Consider the following 14,566-nt stretch of genomic DNA (forward strand, 5'->3'; position numbering starts at 1 on the left):
TCTCCTCAATCCAGCAGGCTGCGGATGGCGGTGCCGAAGGTGGGCACCGCGCGCAGCGCGTTCGTCAGGCTCATGTCCGGGTTCAGCAGCGAGGCGCGGCCGGAGGCGAGGCGCGCGCGGAACATCTCGTCGCTGTCCTGCTGGCCCGCGGCGGCGTCGGCGCGCAGCCCGGCCTCCAGCGCCGCGCCGGAGCCCTCGCCCGCCGCCACGCCGCCGGCGCCCAGCCGCGCGCGGGCGGCGGCGATGGTGCGCGCCAGCTGCTCGGCGCGCGCCCGCCGCTCCGCCTCCTGCTGGAGCGCGAGCTGCCCCTGCTGGGCCTGCTGCTGCTGCTGCGCCAGCTGCACCTGGGCGCGGTTCTGCGCCTGCTGGGCCTGCTGCGTGCGGCTGGCGGCGTAGAGGGAGGCGCCGGCGCCCGCGAGCGTGGCGAGGGAGGTCAGTGCGCCCATCAGTCGGTCGTCCTCATCTCGGTGGAAACGGAAAGCAGCGTCATCGGCAGCGGTGCGTCGCCGCCGATGCGCCACAGCGGCTTCGTCGCGTCGCGCCGCCAGCCCAGGGCGGAGAGCCGCACCTCGCCGGTGAAGGGCGCGGGCGGGGCGTCGAGCAGCGCGGTGTCCAGCCGGCGGAACGCCACCGGCCGCAGCCCGCGGCCGAGGTCGGCCGACAGCGCGGGGGTGTCGAGCAGGCGGAAGGTCACGCCCACCAGGCGCAGCGGGGCGCGGCGCGCGCCCAGCGGCGTCTGCAGCTCCGGCGGCAGCGGCTCCACCTCGTGCGCGAAGGGCAGGCCGAGCTGCACGGCGGCGGCCGGCGGGTCCAGCAGCACCGCGCCGCCCTGCACGATGGCCGGGGCGCGCGGCGCGCCGTCGGCCAGCACGCCGACCTCGCGCCCCTCCAGGTGGGCCATGCCGCTCCAGCGGTCCTGCGGGGCGGCGCTGGCGCCGTCCAGCGCGGCGTCCAGGTTCAGCGCGGCGTCCAGGCGCTCCAGCCGCCAGGCGCCGGCGCGCTCCACCGCGAAGAAGACGCGGCCGTCCAGCTCGGCCACGGCGCGGAAGGCGCCCTGCGTCTCCTGCCGGGTCCAGCCCGTCACCTGCTCGGCGCGGAACAGCGTCAGCGTGGCGCAGCCGCCATCGGCCATCACCACGTGCAGCAGGCGGCCCACCTGGTCGTAGGCCATGGCCAGGGGCTCCTGCATCAGGTGCGCCGCCACCAGGCCGAGGTCGGAGGACTGGTAGGCCTGCGACACCTCCGTGTAGGCGAACTCGTGGATGGCGCGGCCGGAGCGCGCGGCGAACACGGTCGCGCCGTCCACGTCCACCGGCGGCACGGAGCGCGCGGGGTGCGAGCCGATGCGCGTCTGCCGCGTCACCTGGATGGAGGCGGGCGTCAGCGGCTCGCCCGACACCATCCACTCGCCGCCCGTGGTGAAGACCTGCAGGTGGCGGCCGGAGAACACGTGACGGATGGCGTTCACCTGGTCGCCCATCAGGCCGAACTCGATGCCCTCGTCGTCCAGGCCCTTGCCGAGGTCGAAGTCCCACAGCGCGCCGGAGCGCGACAGCCACAGCCGGTTGGGCAGGTCGCGCGAGCCGCCGAGCACCAGGCGGTCCTGGTGGAAGCAGGCCGCCACCGGCCAGCCGCGCGCGGGGGAGAAGGCGGCCTCCTCCCAGTCCGTGCTGGCGCCGGTGTCGGGCAGCGCCCCTTCCAGCGTGGCGACGGCCTGGGTGGCGGAGAGCACCTGCGCGATGGCCAGGCGCACGCCGCGGAAGCGCCAGGCGGCGCCGGGCTGCGCCGCGCCGAACACCGCGCCGCCGGCCGTCAGCGTCACCGTGCCCGAGGTGGCGGAGGGCGCGAGGGACACGCCCTCCGTGCCCATGAAGCGGAACACCGGCATGCGCGCCCAGGGCCAGGCGCCCACCTGCCAGGCGGCGTGGCCGGTGCGGGTGATGCGCTGCGGCGGCAGGGCGGGGTGCGTCACCAGCAGCGTGTCGGCGCTCTGGGTGAAGGCCAGGCCGGGCAGCATCGCCGCCGTCCAGGGGCCGCCCACCGTGGCCACCACGGCGTCGCCCAGCACCACCTGCATGCCGCCGGCGAAGAAGGCCAGCAGGTAGGTTTGCTCCGTGTTGAACTCGAAGGGCACCAGGCGCACCGGGCCGGGCAGCGTGGCCAAGTGGCGCAGCCCCGGGCGGCGCGACAGGCCGCCGGTGGGGTGCAGCACCACGTTGCGCAGCCGCGCGGCGCCGTTGGCGTAGGCGCGCAGGTCGGCGCGGCCCAGCATCTGCGGCGAAAGCTCGCCGGCGGTGAAGGAGTTCTTGACCTGGCGGGTGGAGCCGGACATGGCGCCTCAGCCCCGCACGGAAACGAGGGGGAAGCCGCCGATGGCCTGCACCGTGGCCTGCTGGCTGTCGGCGCGGCGCGCGGCGCGCAGCTCGCCCTCGGCCTGCTGCATCAGCAGCTGGGCGCGCGCGGTGTTCTCCGTCAGCGGGATGCAGAACTCGGCGGCCAGGCGCGCCACCAGCGCGGCGGCGAAGAAGGGCGGGAAGGCGGCCTCGTCGGGGCGGAACACGTAGCTCAGCGCCACCTGCGGCGCGTCGGTGTGCAGGCGGTCCTCCAGCAGGCGGTAGGCGACGCCGCGCCCGGCCGACAGCGCGCGCAGGAAGCCCGCGGGCAGCTGGAAGGCGAAGGCGAAATCGGCCACCGGCGGCGCCTGCAGCCGCGCCAGCGTGGCCTGGCCGGTGGCGAAGCTCCAGGGATGCGAGGACAGCAGCGCGTCGCGCGCCCCGGCGTAGAGCCCGGCGGCGATCTCCGCCTCCGCGGTGCCCTCCTCCAGCGAGGCGATGGGCGGCGCGCCCAGGCGCAGCAGCGCGCGCGAGCACAGTTCGAGGGCGGTGAGCGCCATCGTCGGGACCTCCGGCAGGGTGGGTGGGAAGGGGGTGCGGCGCCGGGCGCGGGGCCCGGCGCCGCGGGGCGCGCTACTCCTTGCAGCGCATGCGCACGACGCCCTCGTCGTCCACCAGCACGGCGCCCTGGCTCATCATGCTGTTGACGAAGTGCGCCGCGCGGTCGCCGTGCCAGGTGACGTCCGTCATCACCTCGCCCGCCGCGGCGTGGCCGATGGCCGAGCGGTGGAAGAAGTAGCAGGAGCGCAGGCTGCCGGTCCGGGTCAGGCCCGAATGCGGGATCCAGGTGGCGCCCAGCCACTTCTTGGCCTGGCCGCCCTTCCAGGGCAGGTCCGCCTCGCCCACGAACTGGGCGTTGGCGAATTCGGGCACCGTCAGCAGCTCGCTCCACTGCTTCCAGCCGACCACGGCGAAGCGGTTGCCGTCGTCGGGCACGTCCATGGCGCCCAGCATCTCGAAGGCCAGCAGCACCTTGGCGCGGGTCAGCCCGTCATTGTCGGTCTGGCCGGCGCCGGTGCCCACCGCCTCGCGCGTGCCGGTGTCCATGGCGCTGATGATCAGCTCGTCCGTCTTGCGGCCCAGCGCGTAGGCGCCGGCATTGGCCAGCACGCCGAGCTCGTTGGCGTTGGTCTTGAGCTCGTCGAAGCGGTCGATCCAGTCGCCCGCGTAGTGGTCCTGCAGGAAGCACTCGACGGAGCCGTAGGCGACGTTCATCACCGGCACCACGCCGTTGCGCGCCTTCGCGCCGGCCACGCCGCGCCCCACCTTGGGGAACACGGTGCTGGCACCCTTGACGCCGGTCTTGGCGCGCACGCAGGCGCGCAGCTTGGAGCCCTGGCGCTGGTACGCCTCGTGCACCTCGGTCTGGTACTGCTTCACGAAGGCCTGGTCGATCGAACCGGACATGAAGTCCTCCTCGCGGTGTGGAAAGGGATGGTCGGCGCGGCGCGCGGTTCCCCGCGCCATCGCGGGCCACGCGCCGGGCCGGTGCGGCCGCCCGCGCCCGGCGGGGTTGTGCCGGCGGCCAAGGGGGACCTCGCGCCCGCCGCGGCCGCGCACGGCAGGGGCGGCGGCGGGCGCCGGGCCCGCGCGGCGGGCCCGAGACGCGCGCGGCGAAGCCGCCGCGGCGCGTCGAGGAAGCGGGTTCAGGCGGGCAAGGCCGGCGTCAGCCGGACACCAGCTTCCGGAAGCCCTCGGTGACGCGGCGCACGATCTCCGGCTCGCGGGCGCGCCAGTAGCGCGGGTCGCGCATCATGCGGCGCAGCTCGGCCTCGTCGGCCGGCGCGGGGGCCTCGGCCTCGCGCTGCATCTGCGGCTCCTTGGCCTGCATCATGCGCTCCATCGCCAGCACGCCCTCGGCGGTGGTGGACAGCGCCTCCATCACGCCCGGCGGCAGGTGGGCGGCGCCCCAGGCCTTGACCTGGGCGGCGACGCGGCGGAACCGCTCCTCGCCGCCGAAGTGCTCGCGCAGCTTCTCCAGCTGGCGGTCGGCCTCGAACTGCTGCGCCGCCTCGGCGATCAGCGGCAGCAGGCGCTCGGCGGCGAGGTCGTAGACCAGCTGCACCTGGGCGGGGGTGAAGCCGGCCTCGTGCAGCAGGGCGTTCACCCGCGGGTCGGGGCCCACCAGCTCGTGCCGGGGCGTCACCTCGTAGGCGTCGGGCGTCTCGGGGATGCCCAGCATCTCGCGCCAGCGGCGGCGCTCCTCCTCCGGCGCGCCGGGGGCGGGCGGGCCCATGCGGGCGGACAGGCGGCGCTCCAGCTCGCGGTAGGACTTCAGCAGCGCATCCACCCGCAGCTCGCCCGCCTCGCTGTCCCAGAACTTCTCGGGGATGTCGCTGGGGCGGGGGGTGGAGCCGGCGGCGGCGGCGTCGAGCAGGCTGTCGGACATCAGGGAACCTCCACGTTGGGAATCAGCACCTCGGCGGGGGCGCCGAGCGTCTTGGCGAGCCAGCGGGCGGCGGCGGGGGCGTCCACCTGGGCGGCGGCGGCCTCGCCCATCCGGCCGACGGCCTCGAGGAACAGCAGCGTGTTCGCGGCGTCGGCGCGGCCCTGCACGCGGGCCAGCGGGCTCTCGTAGCGCAGCTGGGCCGCGCCCTCGCGCACCAGGGCGGGCGGTACCTCGCCGCGCCGCGCCAGGATGGCGAGGGAGCGCGCCACCAGCGGCGTCAGCAGCTCGCTCTGCAGCCGGCCATAGGTGGCGCCCAGCAGCCGCGCCGCCTGGGCCGAGCGCTCCAGCACCTCGGTGGCGGTCATCCGCGCCTCGGCCGGCAGGCCCAGCCGGTCGGCCAGCAGGGCGTTGCGGATGCGCGCGCGCAGGTCCTCCAGCACCAGCTGCGACACGTCGAAGGAACCCGGCGCCGCCAGCGGCGTGAGGCCGGAGGAGCCGGGCGCCTTGGGGATGATGGCGCCGGGCACCAGCTGCACCGTGGCCGGGTTCAGCACCCCGTCATCCTCCGCCTGCCAGATGCCGGTGACGGCGATGGAGGCGTTCTTCAGCACCAGCTCCACCACGCGGTTGGCGGTGCGGATGTCGGGCAACGCCTTGGTGACCGGGCCGCGGCCATAGGTCTCGCCCGGCGCCTTCAGCCAGCGGAAGGCGATGAAGGGCGCCTCGGCGAAGCCGCCCTGGGCCAGGAAGCGCGGCGCCTCGTCGGCCAGCACGGCGGCGTAGCGGTGGCCGGCGCGGCTGTCCGGCCACACCGCCTCCAGCACGCGGTGGCGGGCGGGCTCGGCCTCCGGGTCCTCCCGCAGCAGGGCCGGCGGCAGCTCGGCGAAGGGCCAGCGCGCCAGGATCTCCGGCACCGGGAGCCGCATCTCGCGGAACACGGTGTCGAGCCGGCCGGAGGGGCCTTCCTCCAGCACGGCGGACAGCAGGGGCACGGCGGAGAAGCGCAGGGCGGAGGCCTCGCCGGGCGGCGCCTCCTCCACCAGCAGCAGGCCGGTGCCGGTGATCACCAGGTCCAGGAAGGCCTGGTGGACCTCCTGCGCCAGGTTGGAGCGGTCGAAGTGGCGCTGCAGCGTGTCGGCGGCCTCCTCCATCGCGGCGGCCTCGGCGGCGTCTGGGCGGGACGGGGCCAGGGCGAACCAGCGCGACCAGGGCGGGCAGAGCTCGGCCAGCAGGGAGGCGGCGAGCTGCTCGGCGGCGTCGGCGGCGGTGGCGTCGAACAGGGCGGCGGCCTGGTCGGCGCGCGGCAGCACGTGGGCGTAGGCGTCGCGCCAGCCGTGCTCCAGCGGGGCGCGGCGGGCGGCGGCGCGGGCGTGGCGGGCCAGGATCTGTTCCGGCGTCATGCTCACTCGCCCAGCAGGGAGCGGCGGGCGACGGCCAGCGGCGCCAGCACCCCGGCCGGCGCGGTGGCGATGGTGCCGGCGATGCCGCCGCGGACGCGCGCGCGGGCCTCCGTCCGGGACTGCTCGGCCACCTGCGCCGGGGCGGGGGCGGCGGGCACGGCGGCGGCGGCGGGCGGCGGGGGTGGCGCCTCGACGACCACCGGCTTGGGGGTGCGGAACAGGCCTCCCATGGCGCGGCATCTCCTGTGGTGATGGGGGTTCCCAACCGAACAAAAACGGAACGCCCGGGACCTGCGAAAGGGCCCGGGCGTTCCAGTTCGTGCAGCGGAGGGGAGAGGATGCCAGCGGACGCAACTCGCCCGTTGACACCGGTGGTCTAGCCGCGGGGAACCGCCGAAGTCAAGGATTTTTTCCTAGACTCACCGAGACGCCGGAGGCCGCGATACAACCCATGCGGAGTCCAGGCGCGCGGGGCCGCGGGGCCCAGCAGGGCGCGGCACAGCGCCACGCAGGAGAAGGGCGACAGCAGCAGCCGCCCGCCGCGGCCCGGGGCGGCGGGGGCGAAGGGCCCCAGCACCGTCAGCCCGGCGCGGCGGTAGAAGCGCGGCAGGTCGGCGGCGGGCGGCAGGTCGAGGCGCGTCAGCACCAGGCGGTTGGTCAGCGGGTCCGCCACGGTCCAGCCGCCGGGGTCGCGCAGGGCGGCGAAGCAGTGGCGGAAGCCGGGGTGCAGCAGGCGCAGCCAGGCGTGGTCGGCCCGGCCGGAGAACACCACGAACACCTCCGCCTCGGCCGCGGCGTCGTGCCGGAAACGACGGACCCCGCCGGGCGGGCCCGGCGGGGTCTCGGAGGGTTGGTCCGGCGCGGGAAGGCCGCTCACCGGGCCTGGGGCGCGGCGGGGAAGGGGATGATGGCCGCCCCTTCCTCCGGCCGCGCCGCCGGGGCGCCGGCGACGATGCCCTTGACGCGCAGGGGCCATTCCAGGCGGTTCATCGCCTCGCGCCACAGCCGCGAATCGCCGCGCTCGGACAGGTGGCGCGGGTCGGGGGCGGCGCCGCGCTCGCCCCAGATGCGCATGATGCGGGCATGGGCGATCTCGATGCGGCGCTGGCGGTACAAGCGGTCCAGGCACTTCAGCACGTCGTCGGGTTCGCAGGGGCGGGCGACCAGGCCCTTGCCGGCGGTGATGCGCGCGCCCTCGCGCCGGGCCACCAGGGCCGCCATGGTCCAGATCCACGCCTCCTCGGCCGAGGCGAAGGGCACGGCCTGGCGCAGGGTGGACAGGGCCGGCGAGTGGCCGGGGCGGGGGGCAGCGGGCATGGGCAGTCTCTCCGTTCGTTGGGTCCGGCGGGCCGATTCGGCCTGCTGAACAGAACGTGAACATAACCTGAGGTTGCAAAGCCGGGCAAGCGGAAAAAAGCAACATTTTCCTATTGCTTGCTGACGATGGGCCTATAAACGTCCATAGCGTGAAGCATGACGACATCTGGCGCGCCATCGATTCGCTGGCGGCCGAGAATGGCCTCAGCGCGTCCGGCCTGGCCAGGAAGGCGGGGCTGGACCCGACCGCGTTCAACCCTTCCAAGCGCATCGGCCCCGACGGGCGGGCCCGCTGGCCTTCCACCGAAAGCGTCGCCAAGGTCCTCAATGCCACCCAGGTCGGGCTGGACAGCTTCGCCGCCCTGGTGTCCGGCCAGGCGGCGCTGCCCTCCGCCCCGCGCAACGCCCCGCGCGGCGTGCAGCGCCGCGTGCCGCTGATCGGCCTGGCGCAGGCCGGCGGCGAGGGGTTCTTCGACGATGCGGGCTTTCCCGTCGGCGCCGGCTGGGACGAGATCTCCCTGCCCGACATCCCCGACCCCAACGCCTATGCGCTGGAGATCTCGGGCGATTCGATGGAGCCGGTGCTGCGCGACGGCGACGTCGTCATCATCTCGCCCGCCGCCCCCATCCGCCGCGGCGACCGCGTGGTGGTCCGCACCCGACTGGGCGAGGTGATGGCCAAGGAACTGCGCCGCATGTCGGCCCGGCGCATCGAGCTGGCGAGCCTGAACCCCGCCTACCCCGCCTACGCCTTCGAGCTGGAGGACGTGCAGTGGATGCACCGCATCCTCTGGGCCAGCCAGTAGCCGCCGCCGGGCGGTCGCCTATGCTGCGCCATGGCCTTGCGCGGCGTCCTGCTCCAGCTCCTCGCCCTGCTGATCTTCGTGGCGATGGACACCTCCATCAAGTGGATGACGGGCGGCTTCCCGCCGGCGCAGGTGATCTGGGCGCGCTTCCTGTTCTCCTTCGCGGCGGTGGCGCTGTTCTTCCGGCTCTGGCTCGGCCGGCTGCCCTGGCGCTCCCGCGCGCCGGGGCTGCAGGCGCTGCGCTCGCTCACGCTGCTGGGCTGCTCGCTGCTGTTCGCCACGGCGCTGTCTCGCATCCCGCTGGCGGACGCCACGGCGGTGGGCTTCGCCTCGCCGCTGCTGACCATCGCGCTGGCGGCGCTGGTGCTGAAGGAGCCGGTGGGGGCGCGGCGCTGGCTGGGGGTGGGCATCGGCTTCGCGGGCGTCATGGTGGCGCTGCGCCCGCCCTTCCTCACCGGCTTCGTGCCGGACTGGGGCTACCTGCTGCCGCTGGGCACCGCGCTGGGCTTCGCCTGGTACCAGATCCTCACCCGGCGCCTGGCGGCGCTGGATGACGCGCGGGTGACCATCTTCCACACCGGCCTCGCCGCCACGCTGGCGGCCAGCCTGCTGCAGCCCTTCGTCTTCGCGCCGCCCACGGCGGGGCAGTGGGCGCTGCTGGCCGGGGTGGGGCTGCTGGGCGCGGTTGGGCACGGGCTGCTGGTCATGGCCTATGCGCGCGCCCCGGCCTCCCTGCTGGCGCCGCTGTCCTATTCGCAGCTGGTCTGGGCCACGCTGGCCGGGGTGCTCGTGTTCGGCGAGCGCCCGGATGGCTGGACGCTGCTGGGCGCGCTGGTCATCGCCCTGGGCGGGGTGCTGGCCACGCTGCCGCAGCGGGGCCGCCCCGGCTGATCGGCGCTTGCACCCCCCGGCGGCGCTTGGTAACGGTCCCCGCCCCGATTGGAAGGGATTTGCAACATTTCGACCTTCGGCATCTCGGAGGGCGACCGCGCCCACCCCCGCGCCGCGCTGGACGCGGATTCGGTGCGCGACGCCTATCGGCGCTGGGCGGGCGTCTACGACCTGGTGTTCGGCGGCGTCTCCGGCTTCGGCCGCCGGGCGGCGGTGGACGCCGTCAACCGGCTGACCCTTTCCGCCGGGCGGCGCGTGCTGGAGGTGGGGGTGGGCACCGGCCTGGCCCTGCCGCACTACCGCCCCGATCTGGAGGTGACGGGCATCGACCTGTCGCGCGAGATGCTGCTGAAGGCGCAGGAGCGCGTGGCCAAGGAGCGCCTGGGCGCCGTGCGCGGCCTGCTGGAGATGGACGCCGAGGGCATGGCCTTCGCCGATGCCTCCTTCGACGTGGCGGTGGCGATGTTCACCGCCTCCGTGGTGCCAAACGCCCGCACCCTGTTCGCCGAGATGTCGCGCGTGGTGCGCCCGGGCGGGCACCTCCTGTTCGTGAACCACTTCGCGGCGGAGGACGGCTTCCGCTGGTGGGTGGAGCGCACCACGGCGCCGCTGGCGCGCATCCTGGGCTGGCACCCGGATTTCCGCCTGGAGGACCTGCTGGACCGCGGCGCCGCGCGCATCGAGCGCGTGCAGCACTGCCCGCCGCTGAGCCTGTTCACCCTGGTCGAGGTGCGCAACCCCGGCTGAGGCCCCGGGTTCCCCCGCGCCGCCCGGACATGGCATCATGGACGGGTGGCGAGGGCGAAGGGGGCAGCATGGGCAGGGCGCTTCTGGGCATCGGGCTGGGCCTGGCCGGGGTGCTGGCCGCCGCGGCGCCCGCGCTGGCGCAGACCTCCCGCCTGGGCGGCGCCGGCGCTTGGGAGGCCTATGGCGGGCGGTCCCAGGACGGCACGCGCCTGTGCGGGATGACCGTCAGCAACGCCAACCGCAGCCGGTCCCTCCATTTCAAGTGGTACATGGGCACGCCGGGCTTCGTGGTGCAGGCCTTCGGCCAGGGCTGGCGCATCCCGCCCGGCACCACCCTGCGCGTGACGCTGGCGGTGGACGGCAACCCGCCCTGGACCACCCAGGGCGCCACCGGCAACGGCACCATGGTGCAGTGGCGGGTGCAGGGCGACGCCTTCCGCCCCTTCACCAACCAGTTCCGCGCCGGCAGCCGCATGACCGTGGCCTTTCCCGACGGCAGCGAGACGCCGTGGTCGGTCAGCCTCGCCGGTTCCTCCGCCACGCTGGACCTGTTCACCCGCTGCGTGCTCGCGCAGACGGATGGGGCGGCGCCCGCGAAGCCCGGTGCCCCGGCGCCGCGGCCGCCCGGCGCCGCCCAGCCGCACCAGCGCGGCCCCGAGGCGCCGCTGCCCGGCGGCAAGCAGCCATCCGGGCCGGCTTCAGCGCCGCGCGGCGGCGACCTCGCGACCTGATGTCGGCGGCGGGCGGCGGGCCAGCAGCATCGCCCCCGCCACCGACAGCCCGGCCAGGGTGCCGATGACGCCGGCCGCGTTCAGCGCAACGGGCGCGCCCAGCGCCGCCGGCAGCGGGCCGGCCAGCAGCACCCCGGCCACGCCCAGCCCCGCCCCCAGCGCCGCCCCGCCCCAGAGCTGCACCGCGTAGCGGTCGGTGAGGAAGCGCAGCGCCGCCGCCGGCCCGGCCAGCAGCGCCACCACCAGGATGGAGCCCACCGCCTCGAAGGCGGCCACGGCGGCCAGGGCGATCAGGGCGTTGAGCGCCAGCTCCCACCGCTCCACCCGCAGGCCCAGGGCGCGCGCCAGGTCGGGGTCGAAGCAGACCAGGCGCAGCGGCTGCCAGCACAGCGCCACGAAGCCCGCCGCCAGCGCCGCCACCGCCGCCAGCAGCCCGAGCTGCCGCGGCAGCCCCGCCAGCGCCGCGGGGTCGAGCAGGGAGCGCCAGCCCGTCGCCTCCAGCCACAGCAGCGTCTCGATCTGGCCGAACAGCACGCAGTCGAGGTCGAGGTCGGCGGCGCGGGCGTCCGTCAGCTCCAGCCCCACCAGGCCCAGGGCGAAGAAGCCGGTGAACACGAGGCCGGTGGCCGCCCCGGCCTCCAGCCGCGCCCGCCGCCGCACCAGGGTGATGGCGGCGGTGGCCAGCAGCGCCGCCGCCAGCGCGCCCAGCAGCATGGGCCAGGCGGTGCGCAGCCCGGTCAGCGCGAAGCCGGCCACGATGCCCGGCAGCACGGCGTGGGAGATGGCGTCGCCCAGCAGCGCCTCCTTCCGCAGCACCAGGAAGCCGCCCAGCAGGCCGCAGGTGCCGCCGGCCAGCGCGGCGGCCAGCAGGGCCGGGGCGTCCAGCTGCAGGAAGGTGCTCATGCCGCGCGCCGCCCCAGGGCCAGCGCCCCGCCGAAGATCACCAGCCCGGCCAGCACCACGGCGGCCGCCGTCGGCAGCTCGGGCAGGCGCACCGAGAGCAGGGCGCCCGCCACGCCGGAGGCCGCGCCGAAGCCGCCGGCCAGCACCAGCGCCGGCCCCAGCCGGTGGGCGAGCTGGCGCGCCGCCGCGGCCGGCGCCACCAGCAGCGCCACCACCAGGATGAGGCCCACCGCCGGCAGCCCGGCCAGCGTCACCGCGCCGATCAGCGCCAGCAGCAGCGCGTCCAGCCGGCGCACCGGCAGGCCCAGCGCGGCGGCGTGCGCCTCGTCGAAGCACAGGGCGCGCAGCGGCTGGAACAGCGCCGCCACCACGCCGACGCAGCCCAGCGCCAGCGCGCCCGCCACCAGCGCGTCCGCCGCCGTCAGCGTCGCCGCCTGTCCGAGGATGAAGTGCGACAGCCCGGCCTGCGCCGCGCCGGGGATGGCCTGCGCCACCGAGAGCCCCACCGCGCCCAGCGCGTAGAAGGAGGACAGCACGACGGCGATGGCGGCGTCCGGCCGCAGCCGCCCGGAGGCGGTGAGCCGCCGCAGCGCCCACAGCCCGGCGGCGGCCGACAGCGCGCCGCCCAGCAGCAGCGGCGGCAGCGCGCGCGCCGGCCCGCCCAGCGCCGCCACCAGCAGCGCCGCCGCCACCACCCCGGGCAGGGCGGCGTGGCCCAGCGCGTCGGCCAGCAGGGCGCGCCCGCGCAGCAGCGCCAGCACCCCCACCACCCCGGCGGCCAGCCCCAGCGCGGCGCAGCCCAGCAGCACCACCAGGGTGTTGTGGCCGGGCATCACGCCGGCAGCAGCCGCGGCAGGCCGCCGAAGGCCTCGGCCACCGCCTCGGGCGTGAAGGCCTCGCGCACCGGGCCGGCGGCGACCACGCGGCCGGCCAGCAGCAGCACGTGGTCGAAGTGCTCCGCCACCAGGGACAGGTCGTGGTGGACCATCAGCACGGCCGCGCCCCCCGCCACCAGCCGGTGCAGCACGTCGAGGATGGCGCGCTCCGTCACCGCGTCCACCGCGGCCAGGGGCTCGTCCATCAGGAAGACCTCGGCGCCCTGGCACAGGGCGCGGGCCAGCATCACCCGCTGCTGTTGCCCGCCGGAAAGGCGGCCGATCTGCCGGCCGGCGAAGTCCGCCATGCCCACGGCCTCCAGCGCGGCGCGGGCGGCCGCGCGCGCCGGGCGGTCCAGCCCGCCCCACCAGCGCATGCGCGGCAGGCGGGCCATGGCGACCACCTCCTCCGCCGTGGCCGGGAAGTCCCAGTCCACCGTGGCGCGCTGCGGCAGGTAGGCGACGCGGCCGCGCACCGCGTCCAGCGGCTGGCCCAGGAAGCGCGCCGTGCCCTGGTGCGGCACCAGCCCCAGCGCCGCCTTCAGCAAGGTGGACTTGCCGGCGCCGTTGGGCCCCAGGATGGCCGTCAGCCCCGCCTGCGCCGCCCAGGTGACGCCCGCCAGCGCGGCGCGGCCGCCATAAGTGACGGACAGGTCCTCCACCGCCAGCGGGCTCACAGCCGGCCCCGCAGCCCGCGCTCCGGCGCCGTGCCGCCCAGGGCGCGGGCGATGGTGGTGATGTTGTGGTCCAGCATGCCCTCGTAGGTGCCGCGCCAGCTTCCCGGCGGGCCCATCGAGTCGCTGAACAGCGCGCCGCCCAGCGCCACCCGCTGCCCACGCGCCCCCGCGCCTTCCAGCAGGGCGCGCACCGCGCGGTCGGGCACGGAGGCCTCGGGGAACACGGCGGCGACGCGGCGGGACACGATCTGCGCCACCAGCGCCTCGATGCGGGCCAGCGACGCCTCCGCCTCGGTGGACAAGCCCTGGATGGAGGCGACCTCCAGCCCGAAGCGGGCGCCGAAATACGCGAAGGCGTCGTGCGCGGTGACCAGCAGGCGCGACTCCGGCGGGATGGGGGCCAGCGCCTGGCGGGCATAGTCGGCAAGGCCGGCGCAGGCCGCCTGGAAGCGCGCCAGCCCCGGCGCGGCGTCGAAGCCCGGGCGCAGCGCCGCCATCGCCGCGGCGGCCGGGGCGGCGCAGCGCGCCCACAGCACCGGGTCCATCCAGACATGCGGGTCGGCGGCGTCCGGGTAGTCCGGGTGGCGGCGCAGGTCGTCGCGCGGCAGGGCCTCCGCCACGGCGACGACGGGGCGGGTGGCGGCGGCGCGCTCCAGCACCTCCGTCATGCGCCCTTCCAGCCGCAGCCCGCTGGCGAGCACGAGGTCGGCGCGCAGCAGCCGGGCCAGGTCGGCGCGGGTGGGGCGGAACAGGTGGGGGTCCACGCCCTCGCCCATCAGCGTCTCCACCGTGAAGGCGGCGCCGCCGATGCTGCGGGCGATGTCGGCCACCATGGCGGTGGTGGCCACCACCAGGGGGCGCGCGCCCTGCGCCCGGGCCGGCAGGGCGGCGGGCGCGGCGAGGGCCAGCAGGGGCAGCGCGCGGCGGCCGATGCCTCGATAGGTGTTCAGCTTTTCATTCATCCAATGTTATCAAGGGCTTGTGCTGGGGCAGCTTGGGCGCCTGCGTCCTTGCGTCAAGGGGAGGGGCGGGCGAAGCTGCCCCGATGGCGCGACGGGTGAACGAGGACGAGGTGGTGGAACTGGCGGAGATGTTCCGCCTGATGAGCGACCCGACGCGGCTGAAGATCATCCTGGCCTGCCTGGACGCCCCGGTGAGCGTGGGCGCGATGGCCGAGGCGCTGGGCATCTCGGCCAGCCTGGTGTCGCACCACCTGCGGCTGCTGCGCGCGGCGCGGCTGCTGAACGCCGACCGGCGCGGGCGGATGGTCTTCTACGTGGTGGGCGACCAGCACATCCGCTCCATGCTGACGGACATGGCGGACCACGTGGCCGAGGACGTGGCGGAGGCCGAGATCGAAGCCGGATCGTGACAAGTGGGACAGGCTTGCGCCGGCGCAAGGCGTGGGCCCGCGGGCTTGTTCGGGGCGGCTTCTGC

The 14,566-nt window shown here is 76.0% G+C and carries 18 protein-coding genes; 5 read left to right on the top strand and 13 right to left on the bottom strand.

What is annotated here, in order from left to right; genetic code table 11:
• Positions 1 to 5: 5 nt before the first annotated feature.
• The 9 genes from ACI6QG_RS13035 to ACI6QG_RS13075 form a co-directional block, all read right to left on the bottom strand.
• On the bottom strand, positions 6 to 446 hold the full coding sequence (locus ACI6QG_RS13035; RefSeq protein WP_407025002.1) for a hypothetical protein: 441 nt from the start codon (positions 444 to 446) through the stop codon (positions 6 to 8).
• Positions 446 to 2,332: a phage tail protein gene (locus ACI6QG_RS13040; RefSeq protein ID WP_407025003.1), complete on the bottom strand. Its 1,887-nt coding sequence runs from the start codon at positions 2,330 to 2,332 to the stop codon at positions 446 to 448. Before ACI6QG_RS13040 ends, ACI6QG_RS13035 begins: the two co-directional genes overlap by 1 nt.
• Before the next feature lie 6 nt (positions 2,333 to 2,338).
• Complete coding sequence (locus ACI6QG_RS13045) at positions 2,339 to 2,893, bottom strand: phage connector family protein (RefSeq protein ID WP_407025004.1); 555 nt, start codon at positions 2,891 to 2,893, stop codon at positions 2,339 to 2,341.
• Between the two features lie 73 nt (positions 2,894 to 2,966).
• Positions 2,967 to 3,800 (bottom strand): phage capsid protein, encoded by an 834-nt coding sequence (locus ACI6QG_RS13050; protein WP_407025005.1) that lies wholly within the window; start codon positions 3,798 to 3,800, stop codon positions 2,967 to 2,969.
• Between the two features lie 259 nt (positions 3,801 to 4,059).
• The gene (locus ACI6QG_RS13055) at positions 4,060 to 4,782 is read right to left on the bottom strand and encodes a capsid assembly protein (protein ID WP_407025006.1); all 723 of its coding nucleotides are present in this window, start codon (positions 4,780 to 4,782) and stop codon (positions 4,060 to 4,062) included.
• Positions 4,782 to 6,182, bottom strand: coding sequence for a portal protein (locus tag ACI6QG_RS13060; RefSeq protein WP_407025007.1), 1,401 nt, complete (start codon positions 6,180 to 6,182; stop codon positions 4,782 to 4,784). Before ACI6QG_RS13060 ends, ACI6QG_RS13055 begins: the two co-directional genes overlap by 1 nt.
• A gap of 2 nt (positions 6,183 to 6,184) precedes the next feature.
• On the bottom strand, positions 6,185 to 6,412 hold the full coding sequence (locus ACI6QG_RS13065) for a hypothetical protein (RefSeq protein WP_407025008.1): 228 nt from the start codon (positions 6,410 to 6,412) through the stop codon (positions 6,185 to 6,187).
• Positions 6,413 to 6,558: 146 nt separating this feature from the next.
• Positions 6,559 to 7,059: a hypothetical protein gene (locus tag ACI6QG_RS13070; RefSeq protein ID WP_407025009.1), complete on the bottom strand. Its 501-nt coding sequence runs from the start codon at positions 7,057 to 7,059 to the stop codon at positions 6,559 to 6,561.
• Positions 7,056 to 7,499, bottom strand: coding sequence for a hypothetical protein (locus ACI6QG_RS13075; protein ID WP_407025010.1), 444 nt, complete (start codon positions 7,497 to 7,499; stop codon positions 7,056 to 7,058). The genes ACI6QG_RS13070 and ACI6QG_RS13075 overlap by 4 nt, the downstream gene beginning before the upstream one ends.
• Before the next feature lie 149 nt (positions 7,500 to 7,648).
• Between ACI6QG_RS13075 and ACI6QG_RS13080 the strand changes: the two genes are divergently transcribed.
• The 4 genes from ACI6QG_RS13080 to ACI6QG_RS13095 all read left to right on the top strand — a co-directional run bounded on the left by ACI6QG_RS13080 (position 7,649) and on the right by ACI6QG_RS13095 (position 10,674).
• Positions 7,649 to 8,305 (top strand): S24 family peptidase, encoded by a 657-nt coding sequence (locus ACI6QG_RS13080; RefSeq protein ID WP_407025011.1) that lies wholly within the window; start codon positions 7,649 to 7,651, stop codon positions 8,303 to 8,305.
• Between the two features lie 36 nt (positions 8,306 to 8,341).
• Positions 8,342 to 9,196 carry a DMT family transporter gene (locus ACI6QG_RS13085; RefSeq protein WP_407025012.1) on the top strand — a complete coding sequence of 285 codons (855 nt, stop codon included), beginning with the start codon at positions 8,342 to 8,344 and terminating at the stop codon, positions 9,194 to 9,196.
• A gap of 48 nt (positions 9,197 to 9,244) precedes the next feature.
• Positions 9,245 to 9,943, top strand: a complete 699-nt coding sequence (locus ACI6QG_RS13090) for a class I SAM-dependent methyltransferase (protein ID WP_407025013.1) — start codon at positions 9,245 to 9,247, stop codon at positions 9,941 to 9,943.
• Positions 9,944 to 10,011: 68 nt separating this feature from the next.
• The gene (locus ACI6QG_RS13095) at positions 10,012 to 10,674 is read left to right on the top strand and encodes a hypothetical protein (protein WP_407025014.1); all 663 of its coding nucleotides are present in this window, start codon (positions 10,012 to 10,014) and stop codon (positions 10,672 to 10,674) included.
• Here ACI6QG_RS13095 and ACI6QG_RS13100 read toward each other — a convergent pair.
• From ACI6QG_RS13100 to ACI6QG_RS13115, 4 genes are read right to left on the bottom strand one after another with little or no spacing between them, the layout of a single operon-like run.
• Positions 10,642 to 11,577 carry a metal ABC transporter permease gene (locus ACI6QG_RS13100; protein ID WP_407025015.1) on the bottom strand — a complete coding sequence of 312 codons (936 nt, stop codon included), beginning with the start codon at positions 11,575 to 11,577 and terminating at the stop codon, positions 10,642 to 10,644. The two genes, ACI6QG_RS13095 and ACI6QG_RS13100, sit on opposite strands and share 33 nt — an antisense overlap.
• On the bottom strand, positions 11,574 to 12,410 hold the full coding sequence (locus tag ACI6QG_RS13105) for a metal ABC transporter permease (protein WP_407025016.1): 837 nt from the start codon (positions 12,408 to 12,410) through the stop codon (positions 11,574 to 11,576). Before ACI6QG_RS13105 ends, ACI6QG_RS13100 begins: the two co-directional genes overlap by 4 nt.
• A complete protein-coding gene (locus ACI6QG_RS13110) occupies positions 12,410 to 13,129 on the bottom strand; it encodes a metal ABC transporter ATP-binding protein (RefSeq protein ID WP_407025017.1) in 720 nt (239 codons plus the stop codon). The genes ACI6QG_RS13105 and ACI6QG_RS13110 overlap by 1 nt, the downstream gene beginning before the upstream one ends.
• Positions 13,126 to 14,091 (bottom strand): metal ABC transporter solute-binding protein, Zn/Mn family, encoded by a 966-nt coding sequence (locus ACI6QG_RS13115; RefSeq protein ID WP_407025018.1) that lies wholly within the window; start codon positions 14,089 to 14,091, stop codon positions 13,126 to 13,128. Before ACI6QG_RS13115 ends, ACI6QG_RS13110 begins: the two co-directional genes overlap by 4 nt.
• An 83-nt stretch (positions 14,092 to 14,174) precedes the next feature.
• Between ACI6QG_RS13115 and ACI6QG_RS13120 the strand changes: the two genes are divergently transcribed.
• On the top strand, positions 14,175 to 14,501 hold the full coding sequence (locus tag ACI6QG_RS13120) for an ArsR/SmtB family transcription factor (RefSeq protein ID WP_407025019.1): 327 nt from the start codon (positions 14,175 to 14,177) through the stop codon (positions 14,499 to 14,501).
• The last annotated feature ends 65 nt before the right edge of the window (positions 14,502 to 14,566 follow it).

Origin of the sequence: Sabulicella flocculans (assembly GCF_045449635.1) — a bacterium.
Taxonomy (GTDB): domain Bacteria; phylum Pseudomonadota; class Alphaproteobacteria; order Acetobacterales; family Acetobacteraceae; genus Roseococcus.

Bases quoted from the DNA above. Each gene is read 5' to 3' on its own strand.
- ACI6QG_RS13035 (WP_407025002.1), bottom strand. From the start codon at position 446: ATGGGCGCACTGACCTCCCTCGCCACGCTCGCGGGCGCCGGCGCCTCC.
- ACI6QG_RS13040 (WP_407025003.1), bottom strand. From the start codon at position 2,332: ATGTCCGGCTCCACCCGCCAGGTCAAGAACTCCTTCACCGCCGGCGAG.
- ACI6QG_RS13045 (WP_407025004.1), bottom strand. From the start codon at position 2,893: ATGGCGCTCACCGCCCTCGAACTGTGCTCGCGCGCGCTGCTGCGCCTG.
- ACI6QG_RS13050 (WP_407025005.1), bottom strand. From the start codon at position 3,800: ATGTCCGGTTCGATCGACCAGGCCTTCGTGAAGCAGTACCAGACCGAG.
- ACI6QG_RS13055 (WP_407025006.1), bottom strand. From the start codon at position 4,782: ATGTCCGACAGCCTGCTCGACGCCGCCGCCGCCGGCTCCACCCCCCGC.
- ACI6QG_RS13060 (WP_407025007.1), bottom strand. From the start codon at position 6,182: ATGACGCCGGAACAGATCCTGGCCCGCCACGCCCGCGCCGCCGCCCGC.
- ACI6QG_RS13065 (WP_407025008.1), bottom strand. From the start codon at position 6,412: ATGGGAGGCCTGTTCCGCACCCCCAAGCCGGTGGTCGTCGAGGCGCCA.
- ACI6QG_RS13075 (WP_407025010.1), bottom strand. From the start codon at position 7,499: ATGCCCGCTGCCCCCCGCCCCGGCCACTCGCCGGCCCTGTCCACCCTG.
- ACI6QG_RS13095 (WP_407025014.1), top strand. From the start codon at position 10,012: ATGGGCAGGGCGCTTCTGGGCATCGGGCTGGGCCTGGCCGGGGTGCTG.
- ACI6QG_RS13100 (WP_407025015.1), bottom strand. From the start codon at position 11,577: ATGAGCACCTTCCTGCAGCTGGACGCCCCGGCCCTGCTGGCCGCCGCG.
- ACI6QG_RS13105 (WP_407025016.1), bottom strand. From the start codon at position 12,410: ATGCCCGGCCACAACACCCTGGTGGTGCTGCTGGGCTGCGCCGCGCTG.
- ACI6QG_RS13115 (WP_407025018.1), bottom strand. From the start codon at position 14,091: ATGAATGAAAAGCTGAACACCTATCGAGGCATCGGCCGCCGCGCGCTG.
- ACI6QG_RS13120 (WP_407025019.1), top strand. From the start codon at position 14,175: ATGGCGCGACGGGTGAACGAGGACGAGGTGGTGGAACTGGCGGAGATG.